Raw genomic sequence first — 19,614 nt, forward strand, 5'->3', positions numbered from 1 at the left:
CTATGAACCGCCGTGATTTCCTCTTCCAGTCGGCCCTGACAACGGCCGGGTCGCTGCTGATTCCGAACTTCCTGAAAGCGTATGAACTGTCGGCCATGGGGCAACCCGTAGCGCCGTCGGGCAAGATTCTGGTGATCGTACAACTGTCCGGTGGCAACGACGGGCTGAATACCGTCGTGCCGTATCGAAACGACATCTACTACCGGGAGCGACCGACCATTGCCATTCCCACGGATAAAGTAGTACCCCTGACCGACGAAATTGGCCTGCACCCGGCCATGCACCCGCTGCGGGCACTGTACGACGACGGTCTACTGACGGTTATCAACAATGTCGGCTACCCCAACCCCGATCGATCGCACTTCCGGTCAATGGACATCTGGCAAACCGGCAGCGATGCAAATCAATACAAAACCAGTGGCTGGGTTGGGCGGTATCTGGATGCGGCCTGTACCGGAACGGCGCGACAGCCGTTTCGTACCATCGAAGTCGATGATACGCTGAGTCTGGCCATGAAAGGGGAGTCGCTCAACGGTATCGCGTTGCTCGATCCGAAAAAGCTGTACAAGCAGACCCGCAGCAAACTGGTGACGGGGCTGAGCCACGAGCATCCCGACGACAACCAATCGGTAGCCTACCTGTACAAAACGCTGGCTGAAACCGTATCCACCGCCGATTACGTGTTCGACAAGACAGCGCAAAAGCCGTCGTCGGCCGGTACGACCTATCCCAATCACGAATTGGGTAACCGGCTGCATACCGTTTCCCAGTTGATTCAGTCCGGCATGGGTACGAGCGTGTATTACGTGTCGATTAGCGGATTCGATACGCATATCAATCAACCGGGGCAACAGGCTCGCTTGCTGGGGCAATATGCCGAAGCCGTCAGCGCATTCATGACCGATTTGAAAGCTGCCGGACGACAGAACGACGTGCTGCTGATGACGTTCTCGGAGTTTGGTCGGCGCGTCAAACAAAACGCCAGCAACGGTACTGACCACGGTACGGCCAGTAATGTGTTTTTGCTTGGTGGGGGACTGCCTGGGCGTGGGGTGTTGAACGAAGCCCCAAACCTCAGCAACCTGACCGATGGTGACCTGAACTACACCGTCGACTTTCGGCAGATTTATGCCACGCTGCTCCGCGATTACCTGGGTGCCGACGATATGGCTGTGCTGGGACGCTCATTCGAGCCGCTGAAGCTGGTTTGATTGATAGAAGAAAGAGGAGAGACGAAAGAGAAAAGATGTGAGGTGGAAGATAGATGACGAAAGAGGAAGGATGTAAGCAGAAAAATGATAGGAGCGGAAGTCCGCTCATCATTAGTTCTTCTCTGCGGTTTTCCGCTTTTGTTTTCCGTCTTTTCTCTTTCTTCGTACATCTTTCCTCTTTTGTCCATATATAAAAAATCAGTGTAAGCGGCCCGGAAATCTGCCTGAATCTACGTTATTTCGCAGACGGTCAAGTCCGTATTCACGATGGTAGGTATTATTATGGGTAGCCTCTCCGACCGAAAAGTCATGCAGGAGGCCGCCGACATTCTGACCACGCTTGGTGTAGCCTGGGAAATGGACATTGTATCGGCGCACCGGACGCCGGAAAAAATGGTCGATTATGCGAAGGCCGCCCGCGATCGGGGGCTCAAGGTAATTGTAGCGGGTGCGGGTGGTGCGGCTCACTTGCCCGGTATGGTTGCATCGCTGACAACACTTCCCGTGATCGGGGTACCGGTGAAGTCCAGTAATTCAATCGACGGCTGGGACTCGGTACTGTCGATTCTGCAAATGCCGGGGGGCGTTCCGGTGGCAACGATGGCGCTCGACGGAGCGCGTAACGCGGGTATTCTGGCGGCACAGATCGTCGGAACATTCGACGAACGGGTTGCCCGGAATCTGGCTACGTTCAAAGACGAACTCAAGGAGAAAGTCGCCGATATGAGCCGTCAACTCACCGAATCGTAACGCATTGTCAACGCCAATGGAAACTGAAAACCGTTCAACCAATCCCCGTCAGCCGGGTAGTGCCAGTCTGCCTGCCATTACGTTGGTGGTGCTGATCGGTATGATTGCTGCCCTGCTGTATGTCGGCTTCGAATACATCTCCGACGATACGCGGGGCTCCGATGAGCTGACCAACGTGGCTATCGATACGTTGTCGCAACAGCCACTGGCGCAGGAAGACCCTGATATGCTGATGGCCCCGGACGATACCTCGTCCCAGCCGGCTCCGGTCGATCTGTCGCAGGCCACCCCACCAGCCGATGCTGCCGAAGCTAACATACCCGCCGAACAGGTCGCTGAGGGAAATCGTGAAACGACTGATGGGAAACCCACTGCCAGTGAGCGAGTTGCTGAGACAGAACGGGCTGCGCCGGTGCGGACGGAAGAGTTGATGAAGAAGGCTGAGCCGAAAGAGCCCAAAAAGGAAGCACCCAAGGAGAAGCCTGTCGTTGTGGAGAAACCGGCGGTGAAGCCGGTCGGTGTCACGACGACCCACACGGTTGGGGCAGGCGAGACCTTCTACGGCGTTGCCAACCGCTATAACATGAAAGTAAGCACGCTCAAAGCGTTGAATCCTAACGTATCGGAAAGCGACGTGAAAGCGGGTGTCACGCGACTGAACGTGAAAACAATGACCGTACATACCGTCGGTCCCGGCGATGTGCTGCGTGTTGTCGCGCAGAAATATGGCGTCAGCAAGGAAGCCATCATGCGGGCCAATCACAAAGACAAAGACATTGCTACCCGGGGTGAGAAACTGATTATCCCTTACCCGGACAAGCAGTAGCTGCTCTTTTACCCCTAAATCCCCCTCAGGGGATTAGGGGCGTTAAGTTCCTAAACTGACGTCGGCACTAGCCAAATTTCCTTCGGTTGAAGTACCTCCAGCCCCGAAACGTCGGCCCGGGCTAGAGGGGGTTAAACTCCCCAATAAACCACTCCCCTTCAGGGGGGCGGGGGCAGGGCTGTTAAGTTCTTAAGTTGGCGCTGTCGTTAGCCAAATTACCTTCGGTCAGCCCTACCCCCCGCCCCCTGAAGGGGGTGAAATTCATTGGCGGAATGCTCCCCCTTTAGGGGGCTGGGGGGTAGATGAACTAGAACCTAACAGCCCTGCCTTTCAGAAAATTCAGGGGTGAGGTAACGTTAAAAATAAAAGCGTGCGAACTAATCTCGGTTCGCACGCTTTTTATTTACGCTCGTAGGTCAGACCGATGGTAAAGCGCAAATCGTTGTTTTGACGCCCCGGTACGACCAGACTTTCGTAAGCATTAGCCAGCGTCGTACGCAGGCTGATTACCGTATTCAGCTTGACCTGTACACTCACAGTTGCGTTCCAGCGGAGGTTACTCTGGCCGATCGCTGGTTGAAGCAGCGCCGTATGCGTTAGTGTCCAGCGGTTATCGGCAAAATTATATTCACCGAACAGACGGGTCGAATTGCGGAAGACGTTGATGTCATCGAGCTCGTAGAAGTCGGTGAATTCCTGCAAAACGACGTTCGTCACCGACAGATACGCTCGTTTGCTTTCGACCAGCTTGTAGCCCGCACCGGCCGCAACCGTCCACCGTCGATTAATCTGCCGGAGGTTGCTGCGTTCAAAGGACCCGAAAGCCAGGTAGTACAGGCGTTGTTCGTGGCGATAGGTCGTCCGTAAATCGCTGAATAACTCGCGCTCCGCCAGCAAACCGTTTTGCTTGCCGTACACAAACGAAGGGTTGGCCGACAGTTTGAAATAGTTGCTCAGCGTGTAATCGAGTGAACTGGCAAGCTGGAGCAGTTCCCGGTTTACGTTCCCGGCTGTAATCGTACCATCGGCCGTAAACTTGTAGCGAAGCAGATGAAGCGGTTTGGGGACGATGACGACGGTATCCCGGCTGCTTGAATCGATTGTTTTCCGCACGGAGTCCGGCACGGCAGGTCGTAGCGGGTCGGGTTGCTCGACAACCTGCGCCCACAAGGCGTTCGTAGTCAACAAAAAACACAGCAGGAGGAGGCTGGAAAAGACATTCTTCACGAAAAGACACGTTGGTAAAGTCCGCAACGTAGGAAAAAAAGCCCACATTTATCCGGTAGGAAGTAACGGGTTTGCGGTTTACAGACTACGGTTGCCAGCGCGGGAAAACGACTCAGACTGGTGACGACAACTGAAAACCAAAAACCGTAAACCGAACTAATGACTCGCTGGGGTATTCTGGGACCGGGCCGTATTGCCCACAAGTTTGTACAAGATCTGCTGACGTTGCCCGATGCACAACTGTATGCCGTGGCTTCGTCGGATCAGGACCGGGCCAATGCCTTTGCGCAGCAGTACGGGGCAACGCATGCGCTGGGTAGTTACGACGACCTGCTGACGCTGCCCGACCTGAACGTTGTATACGTCGCGACTCCGCACGTACTGCATCACGAAAACGCGCTGATGCTACTGAACAAGGGAGTCGCCGTGCTGGGTGAAAAACCGTTTGCCATGGACAGCGCGCAGGTTAATGAGATGATCGAACTGGCGCGGACAAAGCAGGTTTTTCTGATGGAAGCACTCTGGAGCCGGTTCATGCCGGTGCTACAACGTGCCAAAGCCCTCGTCGACGACGGCGCGATCGGGACGGTTACCGGCGTTCGGGCCGACTTTGGGTTTGCCGCCACGTTCCAACCCGACGGTCGCCTGTACAATAAACAGTTGGGGGGCGGCTCGTTGCTCGACATCGGGATCTATCCGCTGTTCTTCTCGTACCTGATGCTGGGCATGCCGGAGCAAATAACGGCCAGCGCGGTTTTCGGAGAAACGGGCGTCGATGAGCAGTGTGGTATGGTACTGACCTACCCGAACGGTGAGCTGGCGGTGTTGGACAGTACGCTCCGGGCCAAAACGCCCTGTGAAGCCTACGTGCATGGGACTACCGGGAGTATTCAGATTCACGCGCGCTGGCACGAAACCAAGGCACTCACGCTGCTTCGGGATGGTCACGAACCCGAAACAATCCGTGTTGACCGGGCGACCCACGGCTACGACTATGAAGCGCAGCACGTTATGGATTGTCTGGCAAACGGGCTGACCGAAAGCCCCGTCTGGTCGCTTGCCGATAGCCAGAACCTGATGACATTGCTCGATACCGTTCGCCAGAAGATCGGGTTGACTTACTCGATATAGGTCAGGCAATTTCGAGCCGAAGTGCTTTGCCGATGCCCAGCTGGACGATCTTGTTTAAAGTTTCCAGTTGAATGTCAGATTTGCCGTTTTCGATCCGCGAAATGTAGTGTCGTGATGTACCGCTACGCGTCGCGACGTCGAGTTGCGATAAGCCAGCTGCCTGCCGGGCCTGTCGCAACAGATTCCCAATCGGTAGCTTTTCCGCTTGACGAATAAGCGTACTCTGTCTGTATAGTTCGTCTGGATCGAGGTCGAGTGACCCTTCGATGGTGCGACTGCCTAACGTCAGGCAAACCGGTATGTTCGGCCAGGTCAACGTGCGGGCGGGAGAGAGAATGACCTGCCGAAATGTATCGAAATCGAAAAGTGGATAAAGGCGGGTGTCGCTTTCCTGTTTCCACTGAACAAACAAGGGTTCGAAATCGATTTGACGGACCTCGCCAGTCGTCCAGAGCGTCGTGACCCGAAATGGCTCTATCGCCTGAATGCTGGTAATGCGTGGGAGTAATTGTTTACGATCGTGGGCCATCAATTAACGTCTTTGAATTTGCGGGTTCAACTGGTAAAACGCGTTTAACAAAATCCTGGCGATTATCGGCTATCGTCAGGTAAGCGAGCACTTTTCGCAGTTGCCGGGCTGGCAGTCGTCCAGCAATCACGTTCTAATCTCGATTAGTGCCTCGAATTCAGCGTACTGCGCGTGGCAGTGCGGAGGTAAGTGGTCTCTGGAAAAAACGCTGACGACAACACCATCTATCGTTTCAAAAACAGGCAGTACAAGTTACGGTTGAGAAACAGGCAAAGCTATGGAAAGGTGCCTGATTAGGTACCTCTGCTTTCTGTTGTGCCGACGCTGGACCGAAAAGTAAGGGATGTCCGCGCGCTCAGGGGCTTTTCTCGCTACCTTTGCCCCATGACCGACCGATACGCTCAGCGCGGAGTTTCCGCCAGTAAAGAAGACGTTCACAACGCCATTGCCCGGCTCGACAAAGGGCTTTTCCCGAAAGCATTCTGCAAGATTGTGCCCGATACGCTGGCTGGCGATCCGGATTTCTGCACCATCATGCACGCCGACGGGGCAGGTACGAAATCGTCGCTGGCGTACCTGTACTGGCGCGAAACGGGCGATATGAGCGTTTGGCGGGGCATTGCGCAGGATGCAATCGTGATGAATACCGACGACCTGATCTGTGTCGGTGCTACCGGTCCGATGCTGCTGTCGTCGACGATCGGTCGGAACAAAAACCTGATTCCCGGTGACGTCATCGCCGAGCTGATTAACGGCACGGAGGAGGTATTGCAAATGCTCCGCGAGCATGGTATTGAGATTTACAGCACCGGTGGCGAAACTGCCGACGTTGGTGATCTGGTCCGGACGGTGATTGTCGACAGTACCGTGATCGCCCGTATGCGTCGCGATCAGGTAATCAGCAACGACCAGATTCAGGCGGGCGACGTCGTCGTTGGGCTGGCTTCGTTCGGGCAGGCGACCTACGAATCGACGTACAATGGTGGTATGGGCAGCAACGGCCTGACTTCTGCTCGTCATGATGTACTGGCGCATGACCTGGCTGACCGCTACCCCGAAAGCTTCGACCCGGCTGTCGATCGAAGCCTGGTGTATAGTGGCTCACAAGCGCTGACGGCCCCTGTCGGTGATACGGGCTTGACAGTAGGACAACTGATTCTGTCGCCAACGCGGACGTATGCGCCCGTTGCCAAGGTGTTGCTCGATCAACTTCGGCCGCACATCCACGGTATGGTGCATTGCTCGGGGGGCGCGCAAACTAAAGTGCTGCATTTTATCGACAACCTGCACGTCATCAAAGACAACCTGTTCCCCATTCCGCCCCTGTTCAAACTGATTCAGCAGGAGAGTGGTACAAGCTGGCAGGAGATGTACAAAGTGTTCAACATGGGCCATCGGCTGGAGGTGTATCTGTCGCCCGATCATGCCCAAACAGTAATCGACATAGCCCAGTCATTTGGTATTGATGCTCAGGTAGTTGGCCGCGTCGAAGCCTTTTCAGGTAAGAAAGTAACGATTACGGCCGAGGCCGGGACTTTTGTCTACTAATCTGTTGCTAGTAAGCGGGTCAGGTGGGTATCTTGTGCTGAATTAGCGCATATCCCACCATGAACGTACTGAAATGCTGGCTGCTCGGGCCAGCCCTATTGACCGCGTTGTCGGTCGCCGGACAAAATCTTCATTTCAAATCGACCGCCCCCGCCTGGGTCGACGGAGCACACAGCAACAACTACACGCAAATCGGTACCCCTGCCGTCGATGTAGGGGTTAGCCTAGCCAGTACCGGTAGTGGTAACTTTACCCTAGGTACACCAAAAGGCGTAAGTACCGGTTTGCAGGTAGCGGTCAATTTTGCGACGACCAGCGATACGAAAGTGATTACGATTACCTTCGCGCAGGGGGTACAGAACCTGTCGTTTTCGCTCTACGGTATCGACAAAAATGCGACGAGTCAGGATCAGGTAACGATCAACGGAAAAATTGGTCGACGGATATCGGCCCCGACGTTGACGCCCTCCGCCTATGTCACGCAGTCGGGTAATACACTAACCGGTACGAGTGATGATCCGGGAAGTGCCGCGTCTGGTGTGGTCTTTTCCGGCTATGTCGATCAGGTGACGATTGTCTTCGGCTGTGGTCCGGCTGCGAATGCCAACCCAGGGGCGCAGGGCATCACCATCGGGCATCTGAACTGGGCGGGCCCGCTTCCCGTCGAACTGATTTCCTTTTCCGCCAAACCAGTCGGCAACAGCGTTCAACTGATGTGGACGACGGCCTGGGAGCGTAATGCGCAGCAATTTATCGTGCAGCGGAGTCAGGACCTGAACGAATTCAATGCAATAGGCTCGCTGCCAGCGCGTGGTACGACCGAACAGCGCCAAACTTACACACTGACCGATGAGTGGCCACTCGACGGTACGAATTACTACCGACTTCGGCAGGTCGACAGCGACGGGCAGGTTACATACTCCAAACCGGTGGCGGCTACGTCCGGCGATACGGCTCCGGCGCTGGAATTAGTGGAAAACCCCGTCGATGGGCAGGAAATTCGGGCGCATATACGCAACATGGCTGGCAGTAGGTATCGCCTGATGACGCTCTCGGGTCATGAATCACCCGTCAGGGCAACGATCGGCAGCGACGGAATTTTGCGCCTGACGCTGCTACGGCCGCTGTTGCCGGGCACCTATTGGTTATGTGCCGATACGGCCAATCAGCGACTGACCCGGCCCGTCGTCATTCGGTAACGTTTCGCTCATTACGCAGACTAATCTTTTGGCTTTGCTGTTTGTCTATCATACGTCAATAGACAAACATGCTATGAGTCGCTGGATCAATCGTATTTTCTTCTCATTCTGCTTTCTGGTTGTAACGACGCTCGGTGCGCAGCCGCGCAGTGGGTATGCGCTGGGGGATGCGGTCGACGATTTTACGGTTAAAAGCACCGACAATCGTGCCGTTACACTGCATGACTATCAAGCGCAGAAAGGGCTGATCGTTGTATTTTCGAGTAATCACTGTCCGTTCTCCCGAATTTACGAAGAGCGGATTCAGGCAATCGACCGGCAGTTTGCTCCGCAGGGCTATCCCGTGCTGGCCATTATGCCAAATGATCCGACCGTTTATCCGGAGGATTCGTTTGCCAATATGCAGCGCCGGGCGGATGAGCAGCACTACCCGTATACTTATGCCATCGACGAGTCGCAGCAGGCGACCCGCCGGTTTGGTGCCAGTCGGACGCCACAGGTCTTCGTGTTGAAACAGACGAATGGACAGTTCATTGTGGAATATACGGGTGCCATCGATGATAATCCGCAGGATCGGGCGGGTGTAAAGCGAAACTACGTTGACGAAGCGGTGTCCAGTTTGCTGGCTGGTCGGCCGGTATCGACGCCCATTACGAAAGCCGTTGGTTGTGCTGTCAAGCTGCGCCCGTGACGGAAGGCCGGCCGGGGTGGCACAGCGTTTGTACCCATCGGGTAAATCAAACTACACAACACAATGAAGAAGACACAACTCGTACTCAATCAGGTAAAGAACGTCGCTGGTATCGTTATGGTCGTTGCTTCGCTGGCGCTCATGCAGGCTTGTGGTTCTGACAACAAAAACGAGTCGCGCACCGAAGACGCGATCGAGAATACGGGTGATGCGATCAAGGCTGACACCAAAGATGCCACTGCTGAAGCGAAGGCGGACATGGAAGACGCAAAAGACAAAATGGACGCGAAAGCTGACGAGGTAGGCGACGATTTTAAACGCGAACGCGACGAAGCCGTAGCCGACATGAAAGTACAGCGCGATAAGCTGGATACCAAAATCGACGAATTGAAGGCTAAAATGGACAAGCAGAGCGATAAAGCGAAAGCTGAATCGAAAGAGCAGATGGCGAAACTGGAACAGGAGCGCAAAGAGCTTGGCCAGGATATCGACAAAGCGCAGAACGCAACAGCCGCTGCCTGGAAAGACGTTAAAGCTGGCTTCAAACAGGCAGGCAGAAACATCAGCAACGCTTTCGACAAAGCTGGCGACAAGCTGGACAATAACTAGAAGTATACAGGGGGAAGCTGCCCCGGACACAAAGCCGACGGACGATTTAGTCCGTCGGCTTTTCGTTTATAGACACATCGGTTTAGTGGGTCAATTTCTCCACAAACTGTTTCTAAACGGAAACAGCAACGTAAAAAGAGGTGTATCCGGCAAATAGGAGTAAAAACTGAAAAATATGAACTGTTTACCGGGGGGTAGTAACTTGTATTACAGTCTAAAAACCTGTTATTTTGCGGGCTAAAATGACTATATAATAGCGAAATGTCTGTTATTAATAAGATTAGAGAACATTCGGGAGTAGCCGTCGGCGTAATCGCCGTCAGCTTGCTTCTCTTTATCGTAGGCGGGGATCTGCTGGGAGGTCGTAACCTGTTCGGTGGCAATCAGCAGGAAGTTGGTGAAATAGCCGGGCAGTCAATCGACGTGCAGGATTTCAATGCCAAAGTCGATCAGCTGCGAGCCCAGTACGAGCAGCAAACAGGCCGGGCACCGGGCGATCAGGAGCTAACGCAGCTTCGTGAGCAAGCCTGGAATCAACTGCTGTTCGACATCGCTTACCAGAAAGAGTTCGACAAGCTGGGGCTGAAAGTGTCGCCGGAAGAGTTGTACGACATGGTGCAGGGCAACAACATCAGCCCCGCCGTTCGGCAGGCCTTTACCAACCCTCAAACGGGTGTTTTCGACAAAAGCCAGATCATCAGCTATCTGAAAGGAATGCGTAACCTGCCCCCGCAGCAACAGGCGGCCTGGGCTACGTTTGAACAGAGCATCAGCGAAAATCGCCTGCGCGACAAATACGAAGGCCTGCTTCGGATGTCGAACTACGCGACGAATGCCGAAGCGGAGAAAGAGTATCAGGCGCAAAACACGAAGGCTAACATCAAACTGCTGTTCGTTCCGTATTACGCCATCAACGATACGACGGTTAAGGTGTCGGATTCGGAGCTACAGAGCTACCTCGATAAGCACAAAGACGAGTTTCCCGGTGTAGACAGCCGTTCGATTCAGTACGTAACGTTCTCGGTAGCGCCGTCGAAAGAAGACAGTGCGTCGCTTTACACCGAAATCAAAACGCTGGCTCGTGGGCTGGGTGCTGCTGGTAACGATTCGACCTTCGCGCAGCAGAACAGCGACGTTCGCGTGCCGCTGTACATGACGGCGGGTGAAATGCCGGAACAACTTCGCGCGTCGATCCCAACGTTTGCTCCGGGTGGTATTTATGGTCCATTCCGTGAAGGCAACACGTACTTTATCTATAAGTACGGCGGTACCAAAACCGATACGAGCTACACCGCCCGTGCCAGCCATATTCTGATTCGTCCGACAGCACAGACGGATTCGGCAAAAGCGGATGCACGTCGTCGGGCGCAGGCCATTCTGGAGCAGATTCAGGGTGGTGCTAACTTCGAAGTACTGGCGCAGCAAAACAGTGCCGATGGGTCGGCGCAACTCGGTGGCGATCTGGGTCCGTTCAAAAACAACGGTCAGATGGTAAAACCCTTTGAATCGGCGGTGTTCGGCGCTACGTCGGCTGGTCTGATCCCACGGCTGGTCGAAACGGATTTCGGCTACCACATCATCAAAGTGACGCAGCCCAAAACCAACCAGTTGTACCGCGTTGTCGGTATCGGCAAAACGATCGCGCCCAGCCAGACAACGCGTGACGAAGCCCTGCGCAAAGCCGATCAGTTTGCATCGGGTGTGAGCAATCAGGACGAGTTCAACGCGAAGGTAAAAGAAGAGAAGGGGCTGGTTGTGGCTACCGCAGAACGCGTTCCGGAAGGAGCCAATCAGGTAAACGCCCTGACCGATGCGCGTCAGCTGGTGCGTTGGGCCTTCGAGAAGAAAACGGATGTCGGCGATGTATCGGAGCCATTCGAAATCGGAGACCAATACGTGGTGGCTGTATTGACGAACAAGACCAGCAAAGACGACGTAAAGGTAAGCGACTACAAAAACGAGCTGACGGCTAAAGTACGCAATCAGTTGAAAGGTGAGCAGATCATCAGCAAACTGGGTAACGCCAGCGGTTCACTGGAGAGCATCGCGCAGAAATACGGTGCTGGTGCACTGGTCGAAACGGTCGATGATGTTAATCTGGCGACGGGCTTCCTGCGCAGCGCGGGTGTAGATCCAACGGCACTTGGTAAGGCATTTGGTCTGAAAGCCGGACAGCGGTCGAAGCCGTTTGCTGGTGAAGCCGGTGTGCTGATCGTTGAGCCAACGCAGATTACGCCGGCCCCTGCCATTGCGGACTACACGATGTACAAAACGCAGCTTCAGCAGAACAGCGCAGCTCGCACCGGTTTCTACATCAACGAAGCCATAAAAGAAGCCGCAAAGGTTGAAGACAACCGCGCCCGGTTCTATTAATCGACACATAGCTTTTGGTTTACCGTTTCTGGTTGAACCGACTTAACGAAGAAGGCCCCGGCTGTAGTAGCCGGGGCCTTCTTCGTTGGGCGTCATCGCGTTGATAGTAGATAACAACTGCTACATCAGCAGACCAATCTGACTATTCTTCAATGATCGTGATACTGTTGATTTTGTCACCCTGACGGATTTGGTCGATCACGTCATCGCCTTCAACGACCTTACCGAATACTGTATGGTTCCGGTCGAGGTGGGCGGTATTCTGCCGGTTGTGGCAAATAAAGAACTGGGAACCGCCCGTGTTGCGGCCCCGGTGAGCCATCGACAGGACACCCCGGTCGTGACGCTGGTTTTCGCCGGTCAGTTCACACTCGATGCTGTAACCGGGTCCACCCGCACCGGTACCGGTTGGGTCGCCACCCTGGATCATGAAGTTGGGGATAACGCGGTGAAACGTAACACCATCGTAGAATCCTTTCTTAGCGAGCGAGATAAAGTTATCGACCGTTTTGGGGGCATCCTGCTCGAAAAATTCGATCGTCATGGTACCCTTGTCGGTATTCATTTGAGCCTTTGGCATAACAAAAACTTAACTGGTTGAGGGTACAAAGGTAAACGATTGCCCGGCATCCCGTATGAGTTACCAGTAATGTGCCCGCAGTACACCGGTTCCGATAAGTATGAACCGAACAAGTTATCCTTAAAATAAGCCAATTACGGGTCCAGCTATTTTTGCTTACTTTGTGTTGATAGTCAGCCTGTCGGCTATTATTACCCCACTCAGCAACGTAGTGTTCTTTGCAATGTGCAATTCTACTTAGCTTGTGTCGGGAGATCGGTTGAAACTACTCCCGTACTTCCCGTCACTGGGCAGATGACTGATTCACCGCCGGAAGACAGGGACTGATAGGTTTGTATCCGGCAACTAACCCCTGATCAATTATGAGTCGTATTTATCACGTTGTCACTACTGCCGACTGGGCAGCCGCCGAAAACCAGCCGACGTACGAAGCGGGCAGTTTACAAACGGAAGGGTTCATTCATGCATCCGAGCGGGGGCAGGTGGCTGGCGTTCTTGAGCGGTATTACAAAGACGTTCCCGATCTGCTGTTGCTCCATATCGATCCCGCTAAACTGACGGCCGAGCTGCGGTACGAGGTGGCTACCAACAACGAGCTATTTCCCCATATCTACGGTCCCATCAACAGAGAGGCTGTTGTCGACGTAGAGACGATTGACCGTACGGAGCAGGCATGAAGGACCAACTTATTATGATAAAGCGAATCGCAGTGATGGCTGGGTTGTCGATGGTCAGTGCAGCCGGATTTGGCCAAACGACACCGCTCAACGCACCAGGCGGAGCCGTAACCGTGCAGCCGGGCGCTGTCCCGGCCAATTCCCCCGGAACACTGCAACCACAAGGTACGACGCCCACAGGCCCAGCGGCTGCAACGATCAGCTCGGCTGTCTCGCCCGATGGGAGTGCTCCCGCTCCGGCATTGACCGTGAGTGGTTTCAAGCGGTTCGGCGACCCGCTGCTGGAATCCCTGATCCAACTGGGGCTGGACAACAGTCCCAACCTGCGGGCTGCGTTGAGCCGGGTCGAAGAAGCCCGGATTCGGGTCGGGATAGCCGAGTCTTTTCTGTCGCCGTCGCTACGAAGTTCCGCGCTGGTGACGACGCAGAGCTTGTCGGAACGGCGGCCGTTGTCGATACCGAACCAGGCTGATTTATTACCGCGTTTTCAACTGAACACCTTTCAGTTTCTGCCGATCGATGCCAGTTACGAAGTCGATCTGTTCAAACGAATTCGGCGTACGATCAACGTTGCCGACTTGCAGGCGCAGGCTAGCGAAGCCGACTTCCAGTCGTTCCGGCTGACGTTAGCTTCCGACATCGCCCGTACCTACCTGCTCATTCGGGGAAACGATGCCGAGCAGGGGGCTTTCAGGCGAAACATACAGGCTCGCGATTCTACGCTGGCGATTCTGCGGGAACGCTTTCGGGCAGGCCTTATCAGTCAGATCGATGTGCAGCGGGCCGAAACGGACTATGCTACTCTCCAGGTAACGCTCAAAGGGTTGACTCGTTCGCGTATCGAACTGGTCAATGGGCTGGCACAGTTGTGTGGGCAGGACCCGAATCAGTTCTCCATTGCTACCGGCGACTTGCCTGTTCAGGTGCCCCAGTACCCGTACGCGACGGTACAGATCGATCAGTTGCAGCGCCGTCCTGACTTGTTGCAGTTTGTCCGGCAAAACCAGATCGCGACGGCACAGGTCCAGCTACAACAGGCTAGTACGCAGCCACGCGTTACACTGGTCGGGTCGGCAGGCGTACTGTCGGGTCGGATTGGCCCCTGGTTTACGCCCAGTAGCGCGACTTATCTTGTTGGTGTGAACGCGTCGGTGCCGCTCTACGAAGGACACCGGGCTCGGCGGAACATTGCGCTTGCCCGGCAGCAGACGCAAACCAACCAGCAGACATACCAGCAAGCCCTGCAACTGGCCCTGCGCGATGCAGAAACCGCACTCGATAACCAAAGTCTGCTGCGGCAACAAATCGAGTTGCAACAGCAGACGCTCACACTGGCCCGGCGGACGGAGCGTTACAACCGGGAATTATACGTTCGTGGACTGGCGACCTATCTGGAAGTACTCGACGCGCAACGGACTATCCTGACGGTAGAGCAGCAACTGGCGCAGCTACGTAGCCAGGAAGCACAATATGCCGTTGCGCTACTACGGGCTGTGGGTGGCGACTACCAGTAAGCGCGTAAACGGTATGATTTATGCCACTGATCCGTTGGTACCCGTTCAATCATTTCCTGCGTCCGGCTAAACCTTTTGCTGTAGATTCGGGTAAACTTGCCAGGTACTTGGCAAGTATTTCCACCAATTACGCTTCTGTTACTGTATGAATCATACGTATGTAATTATCATGGCTGGCGGGGTCGGAACCCGTTTCTGGCCATTTAGTCGTACAAGCTATCCAAAGCAATTTCACGATGTGCTGGGTACCGGCCGTACGCTTCTTCAGCAAACGGCTGATCGCTTCAACGGTATCTGTCCCCCCGAGAATATCTTTATCGTTACCAGTTCGCTGTACCGGGACCTGTGCCTGCAGCAACTTCCCCAACTGCACAGCGATCAAGTTCTGTGCGAACCCGTTGCGCGGAACACGGCTCCTTGTATCGCCTATGCCTGCTATAAAATTGCTCAGCGTGACCCGGAAGCAAACGTCGTTGTAGCGCCCGCCGACCACATTATTCTGAAGGAAGAAGAGTTTCAGCGGACGATAAAAACGGCGCTGGACGCTACCCAGAACCGGGATATTCTGGTAACGCTCGGCATTCAGCCCAGCCGCCCCGACACCGGTTATGGCTACATTCAATACGTGCCGGAGGGTGACGAACCCGTCAAAAAGGTGAAAACCTTTACCGAAAAACCGAATCTGGAACTGGCTCGTCAGTTTGTCGATAGTGGCGAATTCGTCTGGAATGCGGGTATTTTTGTCTGGAACATACAGGCAATCATTAAGGCTTTCAAAGCGTATCTGCCCGAAACCGCAGAGATTTTCGAGGAAGGGGCTGCCGACTATTACCAGGATAGCGAAGCACGGTTTATCGATAAGGCCTATTCGCTCTGCGGTAGCGTATCGATCGACAACGGCGTCATGGAAAAGGCCGACAACGTGTACGTGGTCCTGAGCGACTTCGGTTGGTCGGACCTGGGAACGTGGAAGTCGCTGTACGAAGTATCCGACAAGAACCATGACCTGAACGTCGTCGATGGGCACGTGCTGCTGTACGACACCAAAAACTGCATCATCAAGACGCCGAAAGAGCGGCTGGTGGCTATCAACGGACTGGATGGCTACATCGTTGCCGAATACGACAACGTGCTGATGATTTGCCGTAAGGAAGACGAACAGAAAGTAAAAGCGTTCGTAGCCGACGCTAAGGAGCGCGGTGGCGAGTACGTATAGCGCTGCCAGTTAGTTACAGCGGAAAAATAAACGAAACGGGTACGGATTTAGCGTCCGTACCCGTTTCGTAGTTACGGGGCTTTATTTTTGCTACAAGACCCACGTAACAAGCTGCGTCGTGAAACACCCATCTACGTTCCTGATCTTCCTGCTGTCACTAAGTGGCTTGCTAAGCTGTAACTCACCCGAAGCTATATCAACCGGTCCGGCGGATGGGCGCGTTGCCGGCACGTGGCGACTGGTTGAACGGCGGTTTTTGAAAGATTCCCTGTACACCGTCAAGATCGATACCATCGTACAAACCCGCGATACCAGTTACCTGACCGTCAAACGCTACGCAGCTACGCCCGCGCAGACGTTGACCTTCGCTAGTGACGGCACGCTGAGCGCCAGTGGTAGTGAGATGTCATACTACTTTCCGATGCACTCGTTTCGCGTCGATACGTCGTATCCCGACAGCCTGTTTATGAATTTTTACATCACGTCGAACCGCGCGACAACCTTCTCCCGGCAACAACTGCAGTTCCGAAACGACACGATGCTGTTTGTCCCGAGCAGCGATGCGTACTCGAAATTTCTGAAAGTGCGCTAGCTATTGCTGCTTTACCTGTTCCCAGGCCTGCGCCCGGATGGGGGTCTGCTGCCCGGCTTTGGTGGCCAATACGATTTGTGACGGGTCGGCGGTGAGATAACCGATCGCCGTAATCCGTGAACTGGTCGACAATTTATCGTACTCCTGCGGGCGCACGGTAAACAGCAGTTCGTAGTCTTCACCACCGTTTAGCGCTGCCGTGATCGGACTGATGCTGAACTCTTCAGCGGCCAGGTACGATTGATCGTCGATCGGTAAATTCTCATCGAACAAAACGGCCCCCGTCTTCGACTGCCGGCACAAATGCAGCAGCTCCGACGCCAGACCGTCCGACACGTCGATCATGGCCGTAGGGCGAACGCCCAGATCACGCAACTCATGAACAACGTCAGTACGGGCGTCGGGGCGAAGTTGCCGCTGAACCAGATACGTCCGTTCTTCGGATAAGTTAGGCTGCATGTTGGGGTCGGCGAGGAATACCTGCTTCTCGCGTTCGAGCAATTGTAATCCCAGATAAGCCGCCCCCAGATCCCCCGTCACGCAGATTACATCGTTGGGTTGGGCCGTGCTGCGGTACGTAATCAGGTCTTTGGGCACCTTGCCCAGTACGGAGATCGACAGAATCAGGCCCGACCGTGACGATGATGTGTCGCCCCCGACCAGGTCGACGTCATACGCTTCGCAGGCCGCCCGGATGCCTTCGTATAATTCGTCAACGGCTTCTACCGGAAACCGGCTGCTGAGACTCAGGCCTACCGTTACCTGAACGGGCAAACCATTCATAGCGGCAATATCCGAAACGGCGAAGGTAATCGCCTTATAGCCGAGGTGTTTCAGCGGAACGTAGGTCAGGTCGAAATGAATGCCTTCAACCAGGACGTCCGTTGCCAGTAAGCCGTAGTGGGCGTCGTCCCAGGTAAAGACGGCGGCATCGTCGCCGATGCCGAGCACGGTTTCGGGGTGAGTAGGGGCGGGCGTAGCTTGCCGGATACGGTCGATAAGGCCAATTTCGCCCAGTGCATTTAGATCAGTCATGTGATCGGATTGTCGGTTATTAGCGGCTAGTACTGTTGGTATCAGGCAACAAAAAAGCCGTTTCCTGTGGGTAGGGAACGGCTCTGTATTGAAAATGGTTTGCGACCGATTACGGATTCGACAGCGTGTAGACGTTGGTTGTTCCGCCGGTTTTCTGGCTCGTCGTTGTACGGGTCAGTACCAGTTCGGTATCACTAATACTGTTGATCGTGTAGGATATGGTGCCGTTAGTGCCGGTTGGTTGTGGCTGCAGGGCGGTTAGGGTCAATTGCTGGGGATTATCCTGTACAGAATACGTACCGACAAAGGTATTGCCATCAAATTCGGTCAGACGAACCGTTGGTGCCGACGACAAATCGAGTTTAAAGTTGTTGTACGTGCGTATGTTGCTGGTTCCACCACGGGTATAAGCAACGTTACCATTCTCCGTCACAATGCGGGCTGTCCAGGCTTTGGCAATGCGTTCTGATAGGGGTGGAGTCTTCGAACTAGGACAACCCATCAGCATGCCAGCTATAGCCAGGATCGAGAAAATGGGAAGGAATGAGGTCTTTCTCATGAGTAAGCGTTGCATAAAACAGAAGTGGCTAAAGTTACGCTAATTTTGTCGTTACCCACAAATTGTACACCACCGGTCAATAAATATCAAACAAGTGGCTCATTTACCTGCTTTTGGCGTCGATCCGTTACCCGTCTTCACCCGTTCGCAGCTGGCCCTGCGCAATGGCTCTGACCGCGATGAGATCTGGTGCGCCTACGCCGGGCTGATCTATGACGTGTCGGCGTCGCGGCTCTGGCGGAACGGGCAACACTACGAACACTGGGCTGGTCAGGATCTTACCGATGAACTCGCCGATGCGCCCCATTCCGAATCGGTTTTTGCCAAATTTCGCGTCGTCGGGCGGCTGGGCTGAACGATTCGTCCCGAGATGGCATGGCGCTGTAAATCAAATCATATGCTTCTTATTGCCGATAGTGGCTCAACGAAAACCGACTGGCGACTGGTAGCCGCCGATGGAACCGTAACGGCTTGTCAGACGGAGGGTATTAACCCATACTACCAGACGGTCGATCAGATTCGTACGATGCTGAGTGCTCAACTAGCCCCACAGTTACCGGTTGATGCAGTGCAGCGCGTGTTCTTCTACGGTGCCGGGTGCAGTGGTCCGTCGGTCAATCATGTTGTCGTGGCAGCCGTGCAGGCTGTGTTGCCGCATGCTGAATCGATTATTGTCGACAGCGATATGCTGGGGGCCGCCCGGGCGGCATCCGGTCATTCGTCGGGTATTGTATGTATCCTCGGCACGGGGGCAAACGCCTGTTGCTACGACGGAACGCAAATTACACGTGGCATTCAATCGCTGGGTTTTTGGCTGGGCGACGAAGGGAGTGGGGGCTATCTGGGCAAAACGCTGGTGCGCTCGGTTTTTCAAAAAACGCTACCGGCGGATCTGATCGATTTGTTTCAGCAACGGTACAACCTCGACCGGGCAACGTTGCTCGACAAGGCGTATAAGAAGCCAAATCCGAACCGATACTTTGCGGCCTTCACCCCATTCCTGAGCGATCATAGCGATCACCCGGCTGTGCGAACGCTGGTCACGGACGCGTTTCAACTCTTCCTGCAAACGTATATCATCCCCTTCCCGGAGTCGGCGGAGTGGCCGGTGCATTTTGTCGGTTCCATTGCGCATTACTTTGCTGACCCGTTGCGAACAGCCGTCGAACAGGCGGGCCTGATAATGGGTTGCACCCTGAAAGCACCAATCGACAAACTGGTGCAGTACCATCAAACCACGAACTGACGTACTTTTGCGGACAGAAGTCGGTTTATAGATTTCAGTGTCCAGTTTTCGGTGAAAATCCATCAGGTTTCAGACGGGGATCACCGTAAACCGAAAACGGT

The 19,614-nt window shown here is 54.5% G+C and carries 21 protein-coding genes; 15 read left to right on the forward strand and 6 right to left on the reverse strand.

All coding sequences use genetic code 11. The features are described from left to right. Positions 1-2 precede the first annotated feature (2 nt). The 3 genes from CLV58_RS08645 (at position 3) to CLV58_RS08655 (ending at position 2,787) form a co-directional block, all read left to right on the forward strand. Positions 3-1,211 carry a DUF1501 domain-containing protein gene (locus CLV58_RS08645; protein WP_106137395.1) on the forward strand — a complete coding sequence of 403 codons (1,209 nt, stop codon included), beginning with the start codon at positions 3-5 and terminating at the stop codon, positions 1,209-1,211. Positions 1,212-1,478: 267 nt separating this feature from the next. Continuing rightward, a complete protein-coding gene (gene purE / locus CLV58_RS08650) occupies positions 1,479-1,961 on the forward strand; it encodes a 5-(carboxyamino)imidazole ribonucleotide mutase (protein WP_106137396.1) in 483 nt (160 codons plus the stop codon). Positions 1,962-1,977: 16 nt separating this feature from the next. After that, positions 1,978-2,787: a LysM peptidoglycan-binding domain-containing protein gene (locus CLV58_RS08655; protein WP_106137397.1), complete on the forward strand. Its 810-nt coding sequence runs from the start codon at positions 1,978-1,980 to the stop codon at positions 2,785-2,787. A 399-nt stretch (positions 2,788-3,186) separates the two neighbouring features. Here CLV58_RS08655 and CLV58_RS08660 read toward each other — a convergent pair whose 3' ends face one another. Further along, positions 3,187-3,972 (reverse strand): DUF481 domain-containing protein, encoded by a 786-nt coding sequence (locus CLV58_RS08660; RefSeq protein WP_245882274.1) that lies wholly within the window; start codon positions 3,970-3,972, stop codon positions 3,187-3,189. A 201-nt stretch (positions 3,973-4,173) separates the two neighbouring features. On the opposite strand from CLV58_RS08660, the gene CLV58_RS08665 reads away from it, so the two are divergent. Then, on the forward strand, positions 4,174-5,145 hold the full coding sequence (locus CLV58_RS08665) for a Gfo/Idh/MocA family protein (protein WP_106137399.1): 972 nt from the start codon (positions 4,174-4,176) through the stop codon (positions 5,143-5,145). 1 nt (position 5,146) lies between these two features. Here the strand turns inward: CLV58_RS08665 and CLV58_RS08670 are convergent, their stop codons facing one another. Further along, on the reverse strand, positions 5,147-5,674 hold the full coding sequence (locus CLV58_RS08670; protein WP_106137400.1) for a helix-turn-helix domain-containing protein: 528 nt from the start codon (positions 5,672-5,674) through the stop codon (positions 5,147-5,149). Positions 5,675-5,800: 126 nt separating this feature from the next. Next, the gene (locus CLV58_RS29115) at positions 5,801-5,920 is read right to left on the reverse strand and encodes a DUF4160 domain-containing protein (protein ID WP_146141400.1); all 120 of its coding nucleotides are present in this window, start codon (positions 5,918-5,920) and stop codon (positions 5,801-5,803) included. A 138-nt stretch (positions 5,921-6,058) separates the two neighbouring features. On the opposite strand from CLV58_RS29115, the gene CLV58_RS08675 reads away from it, so the two are divergent. The 5 genes from CLV58_RS08675 to CLV58_RS08695 all read left to right on the forward strand — a co-directional run bounded on the left by CLV58_RS08675 (position 6,059) and on the right by CLV58_RS08695 (position 12,094). Continuing rightward, entirely contained in the window at positions 6,059-7,222 is a 1,164-nt protein-coding gene (locus CLV58_RS08675) for an AIR synthase-related protein (protein WP_106137401.1), read from the forward strand. Between the two features lie 59 nt (positions 7,223-7,281). After that, positions 7,282-8,421: a hypothetical protein gene (locus CLV58_RS08680; protein WP_106137402.1), complete on the forward strand. Its 1,140-nt coding sequence runs from the start codon at positions 7,282-7,284 to the stop codon at positions 8,419-8,421. 73 nt (positions 8,422-8,494) lie between these two features. Then, positions 8,495-9,112 (forward strand): thioredoxin family protein, encoded by a 618-nt coding sequence (locus CLV58_RS08685; protein WP_106137403.1) that lies wholly within the window; start codon positions 8,495-8,497, stop codon positions 9,110-9,112. A gap of 63 nt (positions 9,113-9,175) precedes the next feature. Continuing rightward, the gene (locus CLV58_RS08690) at positions 9,176-9,721 is read left to right on the forward strand and encodes a sll1863 family stress response protein (RefSeq protein ID WP_106137404.1); all 546 of its coding nucleotides are present in this window, start codon (positions 9,176-9,178) and stop codon (positions 9,719-9,721) included. A gap of 261 nt (positions 9,722-9,982) precedes the next feature. Continuing rightward, on the forward strand, positions 9,983-12,094 hold the full coding sequence (locus CLV58_RS08695) for a peptidylprolyl isomerase (RefSeq protein ID WP_106137405.1): 2,112 nt from the start codon (positions 9,983-9,985) through the stop codon (positions 12,092-12,094). Between the two features lie 142 nt (positions 12,095-12,236). Here the strand turns inward: CLV58_RS08695 and CLV58_RS08700 are convergent, their stop codons facing one another. Continuing rightward, positions 12,237-12,674 (reverse strand): peptidylprolyl isomerase, encoded by a 438-nt coding sequence (locus CLV58_RS08700; RefSeq protein ID WP_106137406.1) that lies wholly within the window; start codon positions 12,672-12,674, stop codon positions 12,237-12,239. A gap of 362 nt (positions 12,675-13,036) precedes the next feature. Here CLV58_RS08700 and CLV58_RS08705 point away from each other — a divergent pair, with 362 nt between their 5' ends. From CLV58_RS08705 to CLV58_RS08720, 4 genes are all read left to right on the forward strand, one after another. Then, positions 13,037-13,351, forward strand: a complete 315-nt coding sequence (locus tag CLV58_RS08705) for a DUF952 domain-containing protein (RefSeq protein ID WP_106137407.1) — start codon at positions 13,037-13,039, stop codon at positions 13,349-13,351. A 14-nt stretch (positions 13,352-13,365) separates the two neighbouring features. Continuing rightward, a complete protein-coding gene (locus CLV58_RS08710) occupies positions 13,366-14,865 on the forward strand; it encodes an efflux transporter outer membrane subunit (protein WP_245882275.1) in 1,500 nt (499 codons plus the stop codon). 145 nt (positions 14,866-15,010) lie between these two features. Then, positions 15,011-16,081: a mannose-1-phosphate guanylyltransferase gene (locus CLV58_RS08715; RefSeq protein ID WP_106137409.1), complete on the forward strand. Its 1,071-nt coding sequence runs from the start codon at positions 15,011-15,013 to the stop codon at positions 16,079-16,081. Positions 16,082-16,199: 118 nt separating this feature from the next. Continuing rightward, the gene (locus tag CLV58_RS08720) at positions 16,200-16,673 is read left to right on the forward strand and encodes a hypothetical protein (RefSeq protein ID WP_245882276.1); all 474 of its coding nucleotides are present in this window, start codon (positions 16,200-16,202) and stop codon (positions 16,671-16,673) included. On the opposite strand, the gene thiL is transcribed toward CLV58_RS08720, so the two are convergent. Together thiL and CLV58_RS08730 are read right to left on the reverse strand one after the other, a co-directional pair. Beyond that, positions 16,674-17,708 (reverse strand): thiamine-phosphate kinase, encoded by a 1,035-nt coding sequence (gene thiL / locus CLV58_RS08725; RefSeq protein ID WP_106137410.1) that lies wholly within the window; start codon positions 17,706-17,708, stop codon positions 16,674-16,676. 109 nt (positions 17,709-17,817) lie between these two features. After that, a complete protein-coding gene (locus CLV58_RS08730; protein ID WP_106137542.1) occupies positions 17,818-18,267 on the reverse strand; it encodes a hypothetical protein in 450 nt (149 codons plus the stop codon). A gap of 94 nt (positions 18,268-18,361) precedes the next feature. Here CLV58_RS08730 and CLV58_RS08735 point away from each other — a divergent pair, with 94 nt between their 5' ends. After that, a complete protein-coding gene (locus tag CLV58_RS08735) occupies positions 18,362-18,622 on the forward strand; it encodes a cytochrome b5 domain-containing protein (RefSeq protein ID WP_106137411.1) in 261 nt (86 codons plus the stop codon). A 42-nt stretch (positions 18,623-18,664) separates the two neighbouring features. Next, the gene (locus CLV58_RS08740; protein WP_106137412.1) at positions 18,665-19,513 is read left to right on the forward strand and encodes an N-acetylglucosamine kinase; all 849 of its coding nucleotides are present in this window, start codon (positions 18,665-18,667) and stop codon (positions 19,511-19,513) included. Positions 19,514-19,614 lie beyond the last annotated feature (101 nt).

Origin of the sequence: Spirosoma oryzae, from assembly GCF_003002825.1 — a bacterium.
GTDB classification, from domain to species: domain Bacteria; phylum Bacteroidota; class Bacteroidia; order Cytophagales; family Spirosomataceae; genus Spirosoma; species Spirosoma oryzae.